The sequence below is a fragment of the Streptomyces sp. NPDC111606 genome, from assembly GCF_055656945.1.
Genome location: NZ_JBVKBY010000006.1, coordinates 168,408 through 183,305, shown reverse-complemented (window position 1 = coordinate 183,305; position 14,898 = coordinate 168,408). Strand labels below are relative to the sequence as shown.

Sequence of the window (14,898 nt, the reverse complement as noted above, 5' to 3'; positions counted from 1 at the left end):
TCCGTGTCACGGAACAAAGTTTGTCGCTTGGCGGCGGGGCGTGTCTATATCGGTGGCGACCCGCTGTGGGCGCCACCGGCTCCTTCCGCATCGGTTCATCAGCCACCGCTCCTTCTTCGGAGGTATCCCGTGTCGACCCCACCCGACGGCGTCCGCCCGGACGCCGCCCCGCCGGCCGTGGTCAAGGCCGCCGATCTGCTGGCGGAGGCCGCCCGCACCGGGACCGCCTGCCCTCCGGTGCGTGACCTGTTCGACGCCGGCGCCGATCTGGAGACCGCGTACGCCGTGCAGCAGCTCAACGTGCGGCGCGGGCTGGACGCCGGCCGCCGGATCGTCGGCCGCAAGATCGGCCTGACCTCCGTGGCCGTACAGCGCCAACTCGGCGTGGACCGGCCCGACTTCGGCGCACTGTTCGCGGACATGGCCGTACCGGACGGCGGTGAGGTGAGCGCCGGGCGGCTGCTCCAGCCGAAGGTGGAGGCCGAGGTGGCGCTCGTCCTCGGGCGGGACCTGCCGCACCCCGCGTGCACGGTCGTCGACGTCCTGCGCGCGGTCGACTTCGCGCTGCCCGCGCTGGAGATCGTCGACAGCCGGGTGCGGGGCTGGGACATCTCCCTGGTCGACACGGTCGCCGACAACGCCTCCTGCGGCCTGTACGTCCTGGGCACAACTCCCGTACCGCTCACCGACGTCGACCTGCGGACGGTGACGATGACCATGACGCGGGGCGGCGAGACCGTCTCCGAGGGCACCGGCGCCGACTGTCTCGGCAGCCCCCTCAACGCGGCCGTGTGGCTGGCCTGCGCGCTCGCCGAGCGGGGCGATCCGCTGCGCGCGGGCGACCTGGTGCTGACCGGCGCGCTCGGCCCGATGGCGCCCGCCGCGCCTGGCGACGTGTTCGAGGCCCGTGTCTGCGGGCTGGGTTCCGTGCGGGTCGCCTTCGCGAAGGACGGGGGCGCACTGTGAGCACGAAGGTCGCCGTCATCGGCTCCGGCAACATCGGAACCGACCTCGTGATCAAAATCCTCCGGCTGTCGGAGTCGCTGGAGATCGCCGCGCTGGCCGGCATCGACCCGGACTCCGACGGCCTGGCCCGCGCCCGTCGCCTGAAGGTGGCCACGACCCACGAGGGCGTCGAAGGGCTCGTCGCCCTGGACGAGTTCGCCGATGTGGAGATCGTCTTCGACGCGACCTCGGCCGGCGCCCACCGTCACCACGACGACGTACTGCGCCCCCTGGGCCGCACCCTGGTCGACCTCACCCCGGCCGCCCTCGGCCCGTACGTCGTCCCGCCGGTCAACGGCGACGCCCACCTCGACGCCCCGAACGTCAACATGGTCACCTGCGGCGGCCAGGCCACCATCCCGGTCGTCGCCGCCGTCAACGCCGTCACACCGGTGCACTACGGCGAGATCGTCGCGTCCATCGCCTCCCGCTCCGCCGGCCCCGGCACCCGCGCCAACATCGACGAGTTCACCGAGACCACCTCCGCCGCCGTCGAGCGGGTCGGCGGCGCCGCGCGCGGCAAGGCGATCATCGTGCTCAACCCGGCCGAACCGCCCCTGATCATGCGGGACACCGTGCACTGCCTGGTCTCCGACTGCGCGACGGAGGCGGTCACCGCGTCGGTCGAGGAGATGGTCGGGCGGGTGCAGGCATACGTGCCCGGCTACCGGCTCAAGCAGCAGGTGCAGTTCGAGCGGGTGCCGTCCGGCGACCCGCTGCACGCCCTCGTCCCCGGCGCGGGCGGGGGCGGGGCCCTGAAGGTGTCCGTCTTCCTGGAGGTCGAGGGCGCCGCGCACTACCTCCCGGCGTACGCCGGGAACCTCGACATCATGACCTCGGCCGCGCTGCGCACCGCGGAACGCATGGCCGCACTCCCCCACTCTCGGCTTCGCTCGAGCGGGGGGACCCCCATCGCCACGGAGGTGGCCTCCCGATGACCCGTCTGTACGTCCAGGACGTGACCCTGAGGGACGGCATGCACGCCGTCCGGCACCGCTACACCGTCGACCGGGCCCGCGCCGTCGCCGCCGCGCTGGACGCCGCGGGCGTGGCCGCCATCGAGATCGCCCACGGCGACGGCCTGGCGGGCTCCAGCATCAACTACGGCGTCGGCGCCCACACGGACTGGGAATGGATCGAGGCCGTGGTGGACGCCGCGCAGCGCGCCGTGCCCACGACCCTGCTGCTGCCCGGCATCGGCACCCTGCACGACCTCAGGCAGGCGCACGCCCTGGGCATCCGCAGCGTCCGCGTCGCGACGCACTGCACCGAGGCCGACATCTCCGCTCAACACATCGCCGCCGCGCGGGAGCTGGGCATGGACGTCGCCGGGTTCCTGATGATGTCCCACATGGCCGACCCGGCCGAACTGGCCCGCCAGGCCAAGCTGTTGGAGTCGTACGGCGCCCACTGCGTCTACGTCACCGACTCCGGCGGCCGCCTCACCATGGACGGCGTCCGGGACCGCTTCCGCGCCTACCGCGACGTCCTCGACCCGGCGACCGAGCTGGGCATCCACGCCCACCACAACCTCGCGCTGGGCGTCGCCAACACCGTCGTCGCCGTCGAGAGCGGCGTGACCCGGGTGGACGCCTCGCTCGCCGGGCAGGGCGCGGGCGCGGGCAACTGTCCGCTGGAGGCGTTCGTCGCGGTCGCCGACCTGATGGGCTGGGAGCACGGCTGCGACCTGTTCCCCCTGATGGACGCGGCCGACGACCTCGTACGCCCCCTGCAGGACCGCGAGGTGCGGGTGGACCGCGAGACCCTCAGCCTCGGCTACGCGGGCGTGTACTCCAGCTTCCTGCGGCACGCCGAGACCGCCGCCGCCCGCCACGGTACGGACACCCGCAGCATCCTCGTCGAGGCCGGCCGGCGCGGGATGGTCGGCGGCCAGGAGGACATGATCACCGACATCGCGCTGGACCTGGTCGCCCGCGCCTGAGCAACGCGACCGCGCCCCCTTCCGGTCGGCCGGAAGGAGGCGCGGTCCACGGGGGGCGACGGGAGGCCGTGCAGCAGTCACGCCTTGGGCTTCGACAGGGTGATGTCCTTCTTCACCACCGCGTGGAAGTGCGGCAGGGGCAGGCCGCCCAGGCCGTCCACGGGGCGCAGCTCCACGACGGTGACCTCGACGTTCGCCCTGCCGTGCTTGAGGGTGGCGTCCGCGGGGGCCTTGCTCTTGTTCTCCCAGCGGTGCTGCTTGCCGTCGCACTCGGCGAGGGTGCCGCCGATGGCGTACCGGGTGGTGGAGTCCTTCTGGCCGATGGAGGCGCTCACGAACGTGGGTCCCGTGCTGTCGATGCAGCGGTAGGTGCCGGAGACGGTGATGGTGCCGTCCTCGGCCATGGGGGTCTTGGTGCCGACGGTGACGGTCTCCTCGGGCTCGGTGGGAGCGTCGGAGTCGGCGGGCGCCGAGGGCGCGGCGAGCAGCAGGAACAGCGCGGCGCCGACGGCGGTGGCGAGTGCGGGGCGCAGGGGCATGGGATGACCTCCCGATGGGCGGAGTGGGGGCTTCCACTGGTACCCGGCGGGTGTGCCCTTGGGCGTGACCGTCACCCCTTCGGTGGCGAGTCCGCTGCGACCTTCGTGGATCGGTCAGAGAGTTGTCCGCGTGTTGTCACGGTTCACAGCGCGCCGTTCCGATGAGTTCGCGGCGGGCGCATGGTCTACCCATATGGACGACCCGAACGGTTCGTCCGCCCGATATGGAGGTGCGCCATGTGTTCCTACCAGCCTTCGTGCCTTTCCTCCGACAGCCGCACCGCACATGTGGTGGCCGCCCACCCCGAGCAGGGCTGGAGCCTCCTGTGTGACGGCGCCATCGTCTTCGACGACAGCGGTGAGCTGCTGCCCGACGGCCGCGTGGTCGCCCCGCACCGGGTGCCGGCCGACCGGCTCGCGATGGCCGCGTGAGCACGGCCTACGCCAGTACCGCGAACCCGTCCAGCTCCACCATGGCCTCTTCGTCCCAGAGCCGTACGACCTCGACGACCGCCATCGCGGGATAGTCCCGGCCCGCCAACTGCTTCCAGATTCTGCCGAGTTCGGCGACCTGGGCGCGATACGCCGCCACGTCCGTGGCATAGACGGTGACCCGCGCGAGGTCGGCCGGGGTGCCGCCGGCCGCCGCCAGCGCGGCCAGCAGATTGGTGAGCGCCCGCTCGAACTGCTCCGGCAGCGTCTCCCCCACCACCTTGCCGTCGGCGTCGAGCGCGGTCTGCCCGGCCAGGAACACGACCCGGGATCCCGTGGCGACGACCGCGTGGGAGAACCCGGTGGGCGGGGACAGGTCGGGCGGGTTGACACGCTCGGTACTCACTGACCGGCCTCCATGGTCGTGTACAACTCCTTGGCGATGATGCCGCGTTGGACCTCGCTGGCACCTTCGTAGACGCGCGGGGCACGCACCTCGCGGTAGAGGTGCTCGAGCAGATGGCCGCGGCGCAGGGCACGGGCACCGTGCAACTGGACCGCCATGTCGACGACATACTGCGCCGTCTCCGTCGCCAGCAGCTTGGCCATCGCCGCGCGCTTCGGGACGTCCGGGGCGCCTTCGTCGTACGCCGTCGCCGCCGCGTACACCATGAGACGGGCCGCCTCGGCACGCAGGGCCATCTCGGCCACCTGGTGGGCGACCGTCTGAAGGTCCTTCAGCTTGCCGCCGAACGCGTCCCGTTGGGCGGTGTGGGCCAGCGTTGCGTCCAGGGCCGCCTGCGCCATGCCGACGGCGAAGGCACCGACGCTCGGCCGGAAGAGGTTGAGGGTGCCCATCGCGACCCGGAAGCCGCGGTCCGGCTCGCCCAGGACGTCGTCGGCGGTGACGGGAACGGCATCGAAGTGGAGGGCGCCGATGGGGTGCGGGGACAGCATGTCGAGGCCCGCTCCGGTGAGGCCGGGACGGTCGGCGGGGACCAGGAAGGCGGTGACGCCACGGGCACCGGCGCCGGGGGTGGTGCGGGCGAAGACGGTGTAGAAGTCGGCCTCGGGGGCGTTGGAGATCCAGCACTTCTCACCGGTGAGGCGCCAGCGGGCGGGGCCGTCGGGTTCGGCGGCGACCGAGGCGACCGGCGTCTCCCCCGGCCCTCCCGGCCGTGAGGCGTCCCGTTCGGCCCGCAGCTCCAGCGCCGCCGCGTCCGACCCGGCCCCCGGCTCGCTCAGCGCGAAGGCCGCCACCGCGCTGCCCTCGGCCACCCGGGGCAGCCAGCGCTCGCGCTGGGCCGGGGTGCCATGGGCGTGGACGGGATGCGCGCCCAGGCCCTGGAGGGCGAGTGCGGTCTCCGCCTCCGTGCAGGCGTACGCGAGGGACTCGCGCATCAGGCACAGATCGACCGCACCGGCGCTGAACAGACGCCGCAGCAGCCCCAGTTGACCCAGCTCGGCGACCAGCGGGCGATTGACGTGCCCGGGTTCACCCTTCTCCGCGAGCGGGCTCAGCCGTTCGGCGGCCAGGGTGCGTAGCTCGGCACACCAGGCGGTTTGCGCCGGATCGAGCGAGAATGCGGGCATTGCCGACCTCCCTGCGGGGCCGTGCGCGACGGACCCTCTCGACGGACCTCCCCGACGATATCGCGCCCCATTGACTGTCGTCACCAACACGATACGCTCCCTGTGCTGAGACCCGCTCAGGGCCGCTTCAGGAACAGGCCCTGGCACACCACGACGCCCACAGGCAGCCCACAAGGCAAGGGGGCGAACCGCCATGGCCGGTCTGCACCGCTCCGCCCACGTCGACACTTTCGCCCGCGAGCATCTGCCACCGCCCGACCAGTGGCCCGAGCTCCGCCTCGACCTGCCGGGGCTGGACTACCCCGATCGGCTCAACGCCGCGGCCGAGTTGCTCGACGGCCCGCCCGACGAGCGACCCGTGTTCCACACCCCGTCCGGCGGCACATGGACGTACGGCACACTGCGCGCCCGCGTCGACCGCCTCGCGCATGTGCTCACCGGCGACCTCGGTGTCGTCCCGGGCAACCGGGTGCTGCTGCGCGGCCCGACCACGCCCTGGCTGGCCGCCTGCTGGCTGGCGGTGCTGAAGGCGGGCGCGGTCGCCGTCACCGTGCTGGCCCAGCAACGGCCGCACGAGCTGAAGACCATGTGCGAGATAGCCGAGGTGCGGCACGCACTGTGCGACATCCGCGCCGTCGACGACCTCGCCAAGGCCGAGATACCCGGGCTGCGGATCGCGACGTACGGCGGCGACGCCCCCGGCGACCTGCTGCACCGCCCGGCGCCCGACACGCCGTACGCCGCCGCCGACACCTCAGCCGATGACGTGGCCCTCATCGCCTTCACCTCCGGGACCACCGGACGGCCCAAGGGCTGTATGCACTTCCACCGGGATGTGCTCGCGATAGCCGACACCTTCTCGGAACATGTGCTGCAACCACAGGTGGGCGATGTCTTCGCCGGCAGTCCCCCACTCGGCTTCACCTTCGGCCTCGGCGGACTCGTGATCTTCCCCATGCGGGCCGGCGCCAGCGCCCTGCTCCTCGAACAGGCCGGCCCCAAGCAGCTGCTGCCCGCGATCGCCGAGCACCGGGTGTCCGTGCTGTTCACCGCGCCGACGGCGTACCGCGCGATGCTCGACGAGCTCGACTCGCACGACGTCTCCTCGCTGCGCCGCTGCGTCTCGGCGGGCGAGAACCTGCCCGCCGCCACCTGGCAGGCCTGGCAGGAGCGGACCGGGCTGCGGGTCATCAACGGCATCGGCGCCACCGAGCTGCTGCACATCTTCATCTCCGCGGCCGACGAGCACATCAGGCCCGGGACGACCGGGGTGGCGGTGCCGGGCTGGCACGCGCGCGTGGTCGACCACGAGGGCCGGGAGATGCCCGACGGGGAGCCCGGACTGCTCGCCGTGCGCGGGCCCGTCGGCTGCCGCTATCTCGCCGATCCCCGGCAGCGCGAGTACGTGCGCCACGGCTGGAACATCACCGGCGACACCTACGTCCGGGAGAGTGACGGCTACTTCCGCTACGTCGCCCGTGCGGACGACATGATCATCTCGGCCGGCTACAACATCGCGGGCCCGGAGGTCGAGGAGGCGCTCCTGCGCCACCCGGACGTGCTGGAAACGGCGGTCGTGGGGCGGCCCGACGAGGCGCGCGGACAGATCGTGGTGGCATACGCGGTGCTCAAGGAGGGTGCGCGCCAGGACGCGGAGGCGCTCCGCACGTTCGTGAAGGCCGAGCTGGCGCCGTACAAGTGCCCGCGTGAGATCGTCTTCCTGGACGCGCTGCCGCGCACCGCGACCGGCAAGCTCCAGCGCTTCCGTTTGCGCGACGGTGGTGACCCGCCGAGTGACCAGCAGTGATCCGTACGACCTAAGATGATCAACGTGTCCGACCAGCATGCACCACGGTCTCTCATCGTCACGCTCTACGGCGCCTACGGCCGCTACATGCCCGGCCCGGTGCCGGTCGCCGAGCTGATCAGACTGCTGGCCGCGGTCGGCGTGGACGCTCCTTCCGTGCGTTCGTCGGTGTCGCGGCTCAAGCGGCGCGGGCTGCTGCTGCCGGCCCGAACGGCCCAGGGCGCGGCGGGCTACGAACTCTCCCCGGACGCCCGCCAGTTGCTCGACGACGGCGACCGGCGCATCTACGCCACCACGCCGCCCGAGGACGAGGGCTGGGTGCTCGCGGTGTTCTCGGTGCCGGAGTCGGAGCGGCAGAAGCGCCATGTGCTGCGCTCGCGGCTGGCCGGCCTCGGCTTCGGGACGGCCGCTCCGGGCGTGTGGATCGCGCCGGGCCGGCTCTACGAGGAGGCCCGGCACACCCTTCAGCGGCTGCGCCTGGAGGGCTACGTCGACTTCTTCCGCGGCGAGCATCTCGGCTTCACGCCGACCGCCGAGGCCGTCGCCCGCTGGTGGGACCTGGCCGCGATCGCCAAGGAGCACGACGCGTTCCTCGACCGCCACGCGCGGGTGCTGCACGACTGGGAGGAGCGGCAGGACACCCCGCCCGAGGCGGCGTACCGCGACTATCTCCTCGCCCTGGACTCCTGGCGCCACCTCCCCTACACCGACCCCGGCCTGCCCGCCCGGCTGCTGCCCGCGGACTGGCCGGGCGCGCGCTCGGCCGCCGTCTTCCGGGGACTGCACGAGCGTCTTAGGGACGCCGGAGCGGTGTTCGCCGGTCTGTGACCTCGGGCGCACCATGCGCCACTAACGGAACCCTCAGGTTCCTCTGCGTCTCCTCTCAAGTTCCTTACCTAGCGTCCATGGGGTCGTCGTGAGGTAGGACGCGGAGTGAGAGCGGAGTGAGAGATGAGGACTGTTGCGCATGACCACCACGGCCCGAAAGGCAGGCCCGAGGGCTCAGGGGGCCACCGTCTGGCTCACCGGGCTGCCGAGCGCGGGCAAGACGACCATCGCCCGTCGGCTCGGTGACCGCCTGAAGGCCGAGGGACATCGCGTGGAGGTCCTCGACGGCGACGAGATCCGCCGCTTCCTCTCCGCGGGCCTGGGCTTCACTCGGGAGGACCGGAACACCAACGTGCAGCGCATCGGGCTGGTCTCGGAGGTGCTCTCGCGCAACGGCGTGCTGTCCGTCGTCCCGGTCATCGCCCCGTACGCCGACAGCCGCGAGGCCGTGCGCAAGCGGCACGAGGCGAGCGGGACGCCGTACATCGAGGTGCATGGCGGTGTGCAGCGAGCGGGACGTGAAGGGGCTCTACGCCCGACAGGCCGCGGGACAGCTGTCCGGGCTGACCGGCGTCGACGACCCGTACGAGCCGCCCGAGGACCCCTCCCTCGTCCTTCCCACACAGCTCCAGACGCCCGAGGAGTCGGCCGCCGCCGTCTACGCCGTCCTGGCGGAGCGGGGGCTGGTGTGAACGGGTTCGGTGTGAACGGGTTCGGCCTCTCCCACCTGGACGCGCTGGAGTCCGAGGCCGTCCACATCTTCCGTGAGGTGGCCGGTGAGTTCGAGCGGCCGGTGATCCTGTTCTCCGGCGGCAAGGACTCCATCGTCATGCTGCACCTGGCGCTGAAGGCGTTCGCGCCGGCGCCGATGCCCTTCGCGCTGCTGCATGTGGACACCGGGCACAACTTCCCCGAGGTCATCGACTACCGGGACCGTGTGGTTGCCGCACATGGGCTGCGCCTCCATGTGGCCTCCGTACAGGACTACATCGACCGGGGTGTGCTGCGCGAACGTCCCGACGGGACGCGGAATCCGCTCCAGACTCTGCCGCTGACGGAGAAGATCCAGAGCGAGCGGTTCGACGCGGTGTTCGGCGGCGGGCGCAGGGACGAGGAGAAGGCGCGGGCCAAGGAGCGGGTGTTCAGCCTGCGGGACGAATTCTCGCAGTGGGACCCGCGCCGCCAGCGACCAGAGCTGTGGAACCTCTACAACGGCCGTCACGCGCCCGGCGAGCACGTGCGCGTGTTCCCGCTGTCCAACTGGACCGAGCTGGACGTGTGGCAGTACATCGCCCGCGAGGAGATCGAGCTGCCGGACATCTACTACGCCCACCAGCGCGAGATGTTCCAGCGGGACGGCATGTGGCTGACGGCGGGTGAGTGGGGCGGGCCTCGCGAGGACGAGGTCGTCGAGAAGCGTCAGGTCCGGTATCGCACGGTCGGCGACATGTCCTGCACCGGTGCGGTGGACTCCGACGCCGACACCATCGAGAAAGTGATCACCGAGATCGCCGCCTCCCGGCTGACCGAGCGCGGCGCGACCCGCGCCGACGACAAGATGTCCGAGGCCGCGATGGAAGACCGTAAGCGCGAAGGGTACTTCTGAGCATGGGCGTGAACACGCTTCGGTTCGCCACCGCAGGGTCCGTCGACGACGGCAAATCGACTCTCGTCGGGCGCCTGTTGCACGACTCGAAATCGGTCCTCGCCGACCAGCTGGAGGCCGTGGAGCACGCCTCCCGCAACCGCGGCCAGGACGCCCCCGACCTCGCACTGCTCACCGACGGCCTGCGCGCCGAGCGCGAGCAGGGCATCACCATCGACGTGGCCTACCGCTACTTCGCCACACCCCGGCGCCGGTTCATCCTCGCCGACACCCCCGGCCATGTGCAGTACACGCGGAACATGGTCACGGGTGCGTCCACGGCGGAGCTGACGGTGATCCTGGTGGACGCCCGCAACGGTGTCGTCGAGCAGACCCGCCGGCACGCCGCGATCGCCGCGCTGCTGCGAGTGCCGCACGTCGTGCTCGCCGTGAACAAGATGGACCTGGTCGGGTACGGGGAGCGGGAGTTCGACGCGATCGTCGAGGACTTCGCAGGTCACGCGGCCGAGTTGGGGCTGCCCGGCTTCACGCCGATACCGGTCTCGGCGCTCGCCGGGGACAACGTCGTGGAGCGCTCGGCCCACATGGACTGGTACGGCGGCCCGGCGCTGCTGGAGTTCCTGGAGAACGTCCCGGTCGGCGTCGACCCCGCCGACGCCCCTGTCCGCTTCCCCGTCCAGTACGTGATCCGCCACGGTGAAGCCCGGTACTACGCAGGCCAGTTGGCCTCCGGCTCGCTGCGGGTCGGCGACCGGGTGAGCGTGCACCCGTCCGGCGCGACGTCCGAGATCACCGGCATCGACGTACTCGGCCGGGACGTCGACGTGGCGTACGCGCCGCAGTCGATCAGCGTCCGCCTCGCCGACCAGCGGGACGTCTCGCGCGGCGACCTGATCACCACGGGCGTCGATGTCCCGGCGCTCACCCGGGACGTCCGGGCGACCGCGTGCCACCTGGCCGACCGCCCGCTGAGGGTCGGCGACCGGGTACTGGTAAGACACACCACCCGAACCGTGAATGCCGTCGTCAAGGACCTCGGCGGGGCAGCCGAGTCGAGGGCCAACGACCTGGGCCGGATCACCCTGCGCACCGCCGAGCCGCTCGCCCTCGACGACTACGCGGTCTCCCGGCGCACCGGCGCGTTCATCCTGATCGACCCGGCGGACGGCGCGACGCTGACCGCCGGCATGGTCGAGATCAGCTCCCCAGACTGAGCCGGGGTTTGGGCGCGTCCGTGCGCCCCGTCTGCGGACGCCGGCTGCCCGCCCGGTACGGCGCCGGCCAGGCGACACCCGGGCCGTCGTAGTCCTGCTCGGCCGCCGCGTGCAGCGTCCAGTGCGGATCGTAGAGGTGGGGGCGGGCGAGGGCGCACAGGTCCGTACGGCCCGCCAGAATGAGGGAGTTGACGTCGTCCCAGGAGGAGATCGCCCCGACCGCGACGACCGGCAGGCGGGTGGCGTGGCGGATCCGGTCCGCGTACGGCGTCTGGTACGACCGCCCGTACTCCGGCTGCTCGTCGGCCACGACCTGCCCGGTCGACACGTCGATCGCGTCGGCGCCGTGCGCGGCGAAGGCGCGGGCGATCTCGACGGCGTCCTCGGCCGTCGTGCCGCCCTCGGCCCAGTCCGTGGCGGAGATACGGACGGTCATCGGCCGTTCCTCCGGCCAGACGGATCGGATGGCGTCGAAGACCTCGAGCGGGAAGCGGAGCCGTTTCTCCAGGGAGCCGCCGTAGGCGTCGGTGCGTTGGTTGGTCAGCGGGGAGAGGAAGCCCGAGAGCAGGTAGCCGTGCGCGCAGTGGAGTTCGAGGAGGTCGAATCCGGCGCGGGCGGCGCGCCAGGCGGCCGCGGTGAACTGCTCGCGAATGTCGGTGAGTTGGGAGCGGGTCAGCTCACGCGGGGTCTGACTGTGCGGCTTGTAGGGAAGCGGGGACGGGGCCACGAGCGGCCAGTTGCCGTCCTCCAGCGGCTCGTCGATGCCCTCCCACATGAGCCTGGTCGAGCCCTTGCGCCCGCTGTGGCCGAGCTGCACGCCGATCGCGGTGCCGGGTGCCTGTGCGTGCACGAACTGGACGATCCGCCGCCAGGCCTCGCCCTGCTTGCCGGTGTAGAGGCCGGTGCAGCCGGGGGTGATCCGGCCCTCCGGGCTGACGCACACCATCTCGGTCATCACCAGGCCGGCGCCGCCGAGGGCGCGGGCGCCGAGGTGGACGAGGTGGAAGTCGCCGGGGACGCCGTCGGTGGCCGAGTACATGTCCATCGGGGACACGACGACCCGGTTGCGCAGGGTCAGGCCGCGCAGCCGGAACGGGGTGAACATCGGGGGCGTGCCGGCCGGGCAGCCGAAGTCGCGCTCCACGGCCTCGGTGAAACCGGCGTCACGCAGGCGCAGGTTGTCGTGCGTGACGCGGCGGCTGCGGGTGAGGAGGTTGAAGGCGAACTGGCGGGACGGCTGGTCGAGGTAGAGGCCGAGGTTCTCGAACCACTCCAGGCTGGCGCGTGCGGCGCGCTGCGTGGAGGCCACGACGGGCTTGCGCTCCTCCTCGTACGCCCTCAACGCGCCGCGGATGTCGGGCTGTTCCTCCAGACAGGCGGCGAGCGCGAGGGCGTCCTCGACAGCCAGCTTGGTGCCGGAGCCGATGGAGAAGTGGGCGGTGTGGGCGGCGTCGCCGAGCAGGACGACGTTCTCGTGCGACCAGCGCTCGTTGACGACCGTGCGGAAGGTGGTCCATGCCGACTTGTTGGACTTGAGGGACCGTCCGCCGAGGGCGTCCGCGAAGATCTTGGCGCAGCGGGCGATCGACTCCTGCTCGTCGACCTCGTCGAATCCGGCGGCTCGCCACACGTCCTCGTGCATCTCGACGATGACGGTGGAGGCGTCGGGAGCGTAGGGGTAGCCGTGCAGCTGCATCACGCCGTGCTCGGTCTCGGCGACCTCGAAGCGGAAGGCGTCGAAGGCGAAGTCGGCGGCCAGCCAGATATAGCGGCAGTGGTGGGTGGCCACATGGGGGCGGAACACATGGGCGTAGGCCTCGCGGGTGGCGCTGTTCACACCGTCTGCGGCGATGACCAGGTCGTACGTCTCTGCCAGCCAGGCCGGGTACGGGGCCTCCGAGCGGAAGCGGAGCTCCACGCCGAGGGCGCGGCAGCGGTCGTGGAGGATCTCCAGGAGGCGTTTTCTGCCCAGGGCCGCGAAGCCGTGTCCTCCGGAGGTCTGGCGGGTGGCGCGGTGGACGATGTCGATGTCGTCCCAGCGGGTGAAGTGCGTTTGGAGCGCCGCGTAGACCGTGGGGTCGGCGTGCTCGATGCCGCCGAGGGTTTCGTCGGAGAGGACCACTCCGAAGCCGAAGGTGTCGTCGGGGGCGTTGCGTTCCCAGACGGTGATCTCTCGGGTGGGGTCGAGGCGTTTGAGGAGGGCGGCGGCATAGAGGCCGGCGGGGCCGCCGCCGATGATTGCGACTCGTAGGGGGTGGCTGGTCTCATTCGGCAGCTGCGGGCTGGTGGGGGCTGGTCGCGCAGTTCCCCGCGTCCCATTGGTCGGCACAGTCACCGCCCCCTCCATTTGGGAGGGCGCTTCTCGGTGAACGCCGCGTGGAACTCTGCGTAGTCCTCGCCGTTCATCAGCAGGGCCTGCGTCGACGCGTCCAGTTCCACCGATGCCGCCAGCGGCATGTCCAGCTCGGCTGTCAGGAGGGCCTTCGTCTGGGCGTACGCGAGGGCCGGGCCCTCGGCCAGGCGGCGGGCGAGTGTCTGCGCGGCCTCATTCGCGCTCCCCTCCTCAGCCAGCTCGCTGATCAGGCCGATGCGCTCGGCCTCCGGTGCCCGGACCGGTTCGCCCAGCATCAGCAGCCGGGTCGCGTGCCCGAGGCCGACGATCCGGGGCAGCAGATACGCGGCACCCATGTCGCCGCCGGACAGGCCGACCCGGGTGAAGAGGAACGCGAAGCGGGCGGTGGGGTCGGCGACCCGGAAGTCGGCCGCGAGCGCCAGTACCGCCCCGGCCCCGGCCGCCACCCCGTGCACCGCCGCGATCACCGGGAACGGGCACTCCCGAACCGCCCGCACGACCTGCCCGGTCATCCGGTTGAAGTCGAGGAGCTGGGCGGTGTCCATGGCCAGGGTCTCGCCGATGATCTCGTCGACGTCGCCGCCGGAGCAGAAGCCGCGGCCCTCGCCGGCCAGCACCAGCGCCCGCACCGCCCTCTCCCGGGACAGCTCGGCGAGCAGATCGCGCAGGTCGGCGTAGGCGCCGAAGGTGAGCGCGTTGAGTTTCTCGGGGCGGGCGAGGGTGACGGTGGCGACGCCGTCGGCATGCTCGACCCGCAGATGTTTCCAGTCGGGGGTACGGGCGGCGGAGCCGGTGAAGGGACTCATGACGTGCGGCCTCCTCAGGCGGACGGCGGGCACTGCCTCGCTGAGCTCTGCCCTCCGAGCTCTACCCTTCGAAGCTATCACTCAACTTTGACTGTCGTCACGAGCACGCAATAAGCCAACCGGGTGTGACCTTGCTCCGTCACATCCGTCACGGCTCGTCGACACCCCCGTAACGACGGGATCAACCGCGCGAGGGGGGCCGTTCACCTGGGTAAGTCGCCCAGCAGTCGGGGCCGAAGGTTCCGAACGGTGCCCTTCGGAGGCCCTTCACCGGGTGGCGCCGTACCATTCATAAGGTTGAAAGCAGGACAGCCTGCTCATGAACGGACACGCCTTGCAAGATCGCTCCTCAGCCTCCGCCTCCTGGCGTATCGCGCTGCCGCACACGGTCGCAGCCGTGCCCGTCGCGCGTGCCCTGGTCCGTACGGCGCTGGCCGAGCTGGAGCACGCCGCCGACAGCGACACCGCGGAGCTGCTCACGGCGGAGCTGGTCGCGAACGCCGTGGAGCACACCGCGGGCGACGGCCCCATAGAGCTGGTCGTGGAGCTGCTGCCGTCCGGCTGCCAGGTCGAGGTCCACGACCCGGACCCGGCCCCGCCCGGCGATCTGACCCGCCCCACCAAGGGCGAGCCCGACCCCTGGCAGGAGCACGGCCGGGGTCTCCTGCTGATCCGCACCCTGAGCTCGTCCTGCGGCCACCGCCCGGCGGGCTCCGGCAAGGCGGTCTGGTTCAGACTGCCGGTCGTGCCTGCTCAGCGCCGCCCGCTGTAAC

General features: G+C 71.7%; 14 protein-coding genes and 1 pseudogene. 10 read left to right on the top strand and 5 right to left on the bottom strand.

Going from position 1 to position 14,898, the window contains the following annotated elements:
• The first annotated feature begins 129 nt into the window (after nucleotides 1–129).
• The 3 genes from ACZ7M7_RS22375 to dmpG are packed head-to-tail and all read left to right on the top strand — an operon-like array spanning nucleotide 130 to nucleotide 2,947.
• Nucleotides 130–966, top strand: coding sequence for a 2-keto-4-pentenoate hydratase (locus tag ACZ7M7_RS22375; protein ID WP_383623278.1), 837 nt, complete (start codon nucleotides 130–132; stop codon nucleotides 964–966).
• Complete coding sequence (locus tag ACZ7M7_RS22370; protein ID WP_472119546.1) at nucleotides 963–1,943, top strand: acetaldehyde dehydrogenase (acetylating); 981 nt, start codon at nucleotides 963–965, stop codon at nucleotides 1,941–1,943. Before ACZ7M7_RS22375 ends, ACZ7M7_RS22370 begins: the two co-directional genes overlap by 4 nt.
• Nucleotides 1,940–2,947 (top strand): 4-hydroxy-2-oxovalerate aldolase, encoded by a 1,008-nt coding sequence (dmpG, locus tag ACZ7M7_RS22365; protein ID WP_472119543.1) that lies wholly within the window; start codon nucleotides 1,940–1,942, stop codon nucleotides 2,945–2,947. The genes ACZ7M7_RS22370 and dmpG overlap by 4 nt, the downstream gene beginning before the upstream one ends.
• Nucleotides 2,948–3,024: 77 nt before the next feature.
• Here the strand turns inward: dmpG and ACZ7M7_RS22360 are convergent, their stop codons facing one another.
• Complete coding sequence (locus ACZ7M7_RS22360; RefSeq protein ID WP_383604523.1) at nucleotides 3,025–3,486, bottom strand: DUF6299 family protein; 462 nt, start codon at nucleotides 3,484–3,486, stop codon at nucleotides 3,025–3,027.
• Between the two features lie 237 nt (nucleotides 3,487–3,723).
• On the opposite strand from ACZ7M7_RS22360, the gene ACZ7M7_RS22355 reads away from it, so the two are divergent.
• Nucleotides 3,724–3,918, top strand: coding sequence for a DUF5999 family protein (locus tag ACZ7M7_RS22355; RefSeq protein WP_383604526.1), 195 nt, complete (start codon nucleotides 3,724–3,726; stop codon nucleotides 3,916–3,918).
• Between the two features lie 7 nt (nucleotides 3,919–3,925).
• Here ACZ7M7_RS22355 and ACZ7M7_RS22350 read toward each other — a convergent pair whose 3' ends face one another.
• Nucleotides 3,926–4,324 carry a RidA family protein gene (locus tag ACZ7M7_RS22350; RefSeq protein ID WP_383604529.1) on the bottom strand — a complete coding sequence of 133 codons (399 nt, stop codon included), beginning with the start codon at nucleotides 4,322–4,324 and terminating at the stop codon, nucleotides 3,926–3,928.
• Nucleotides 4,321–5,511: an acyl-CoA dehydrogenase family protein gene (locus ACZ7M7_RS22345; protein ID WP_472119537.1), complete on the bottom strand. Its 1,191-nt coding sequence runs from the start codon at nucleotides 5,509–5,511 to the stop codon at nucleotides 4,321–4,323. The genes ACZ7M7_RS22350 and ACZ7M7_RS22345 overlap by 4 nt, the downstream gene beginning before the upstream one ends.
• Nucleotides 5,512–5,704: 193 nt before the next feature.
• On the opposite strand from ACZ7M7_RS22345, the gene ACZ7M7_RS22340 reads away from it, so the two are divergent.
• From ACZ7M7_RS22340 to ACZ7M7_RS22320, 5 genes and pseudogenes are all read left to right on the top strand, one after another.
• Nucleotides 5,705–7,318: an AMP-binding protein gene (locus ACZ7M7_RS22340; RefSeq protein ID WP_472119534.1), complete on the top strand. Its 1,614-nt coding sequence runs from the start codon at nucleotides 5,705–5,707 to the stop codon at nucleotides 7,316–7,318.
• A 15-nt stretch (nucleotides 7,319–7,333) separates the two neighbouring features.
• Entirely contained in the window at nucleotides 7,334–8,146 is an 813-nt protein-coding gene (locus ACZ7M7_RS22335) for a PaaX family transcriptional regulator (protein WP_472119531.1), read from the top strand.
• 139 nt (nucleotides 8,147–8,285) lie between these two features.
• Nucleotides 8,286–8,838: pseudogene (gene cysC / locus ACZ7M7_RS22330) on the top strand (adenylyl-sulfate kinase).
• On the top strand, nucleotides 8,835–9,752 hold the full coding sequence (cysD, locus tag ACZ7M7_RS22325; protein WP_472119529.1) for a sulfate adenylyltransferase subunit CysD: 918 nt from the start codon (nucleotides 8,835–8,837) through the stop codon (nucleotides 9,750–9,752). Before cysC ends, cysD begins: the two are co-directional and overlap by 4 nt.
• A gap of 2 nt (nucleotides 9,753–9,754) precedes the next feature.
• On the top strand, nucleotides 9,755–10,966 hold the full coding sequence (locus ACZ7M7_RS22320; RefSeq protein ID WP_472119526.1) for a sulfate adenylyltransferase subunit 1: 1,212 nt from the start codon (nucleotides 9,755–9,757) through the stop codon (nucleotides 10,964–10,966).
• On the opposite strand, the gene ACZ7M7_RS22315 is transcribed toward ACZ7M7_RS22320, so the two are convergent.
• Nucleotides 10,950–13,313: a bifunctional salicylyl-CoA 5-hydroxylase/oxidoreductase gene (locus ACZ7M7_RS22315; RefSeq protein WP_472119523.1), complete on the bottom strand. Its 2,364-nt coding sequence runs from the start codon at nucleotides 13,311–13,313 to the stop codon at nucleotides 10,950–10,952. The genes ACZ7M7_RS22320 and ACZ7M7_RS22315 overlap by 17 nt on opposite strands.
• Nucleotides 13,298–14,125 (bottom strand): enoyl-CoA hydratase family protein, encoded by an 828-nt coding sequence (locus ACZ7M7_RS22310; protein WP_383604552.1) that lies wholly within the window; start codon nucleotides 14,123–14,125, stop codon nucleotides 13,298–13,300. The genes ACZ7M7_RS22315 and ACZ7M7_RS22310 overlap by 16 nt, the downstream gene beginning before the upstream one ends.
• A gap of 319 nt (nucleotides 14,126–14,444) precedes the next feature.
• On the opposite strand from ACZ7M7_RS22310, the gene ACZ7M7_RS22305 reads away from it, so the two are divergent.
• Nucleotides 14,445–14,897: an ATP-binding protein gene (locus ACZ7M7_RS22305; protein ID WP_383604556.1), complete on the top strand. Its 453-nt coding sequence runs from the start codon at nucleotides 14,445–14,447 to the stop codon at nucleotides 14,895–14,897.
• Nucleotide 14,898 lies beyond the last annotated feature (1 nt).

Coding starts and splice junctions, on each gene's coding strand:
- ACZ7M7_RS22310 (WP_383604552.1), bottom strand. CDS start 14,125: ATGAGTCCCTTCACCGGCTCCGCCGCCCGTACCCCCGACTGGAAACAT.
- ACZ7M7_RS22320 (WP_472119526.1), top strand. CDS start 9,755: ATGGGCGTGAACACGCTTCGGTTCGCCACCGCAGGGTCCGTCGACGAC.
- ACZ7M7_RS22305 (WP_383604556.1), top strand. CDS start 14,445: ATGAACGGACACGCCTTGCAAGATCGCTCCTCAGCCTCCGCCTCCTGG.
- dmpG (WP_472119543.1), top strand. CDS start 1,940: ATGACCCGTCTGTACGTCCAGGACGTGACCCTGAGGGACGGCATGCAC.
- ACZ7M7_RS22315 (WP_472119523.1), bottom strand. CDS start 13,313: ATGGAGGGGGCGGTGACTGTGCCGACCAATGGGACGCGGGGAACTGCG.
- ACZ7M7_RS22345 (WP_472119537.1), bottom strand. CDS start 5,511: ATGCCCGCATTCTCGCTCGATCCGGCGCAAACCGCCTGGTGTGCCGAG.
- ACZ7M7_RS22355 (WP_383604526.1), top strand. CDS start 3,724: ATGTGTTCCTACCAGCCTTCGTGCCTTTCCTCCGACAGCCGCACCGCA.
- ACZ7M7_RS22360 (WP_383604523.1), bottom strand. CDS start 3,486: ATGCCCCTGCGCCCCGCACTCGCCACCGCCGTCGGCGCCGCGCTGTTC.
- ACZ7M7_RS22340 (WP_472119534.1), top strand. CDS start 5,705: ATGGCCGGTCTGCACCGCTCCGCCCACGTCGACACTTTCGCCCGCGAG.
- ACZ7M7_RS22335 (WP_472119531.1), top strand. CDS start 7,334: ATGATCAACGTGTCCGACCAGCATGCACCACGGTCTCTCATCGTCACG.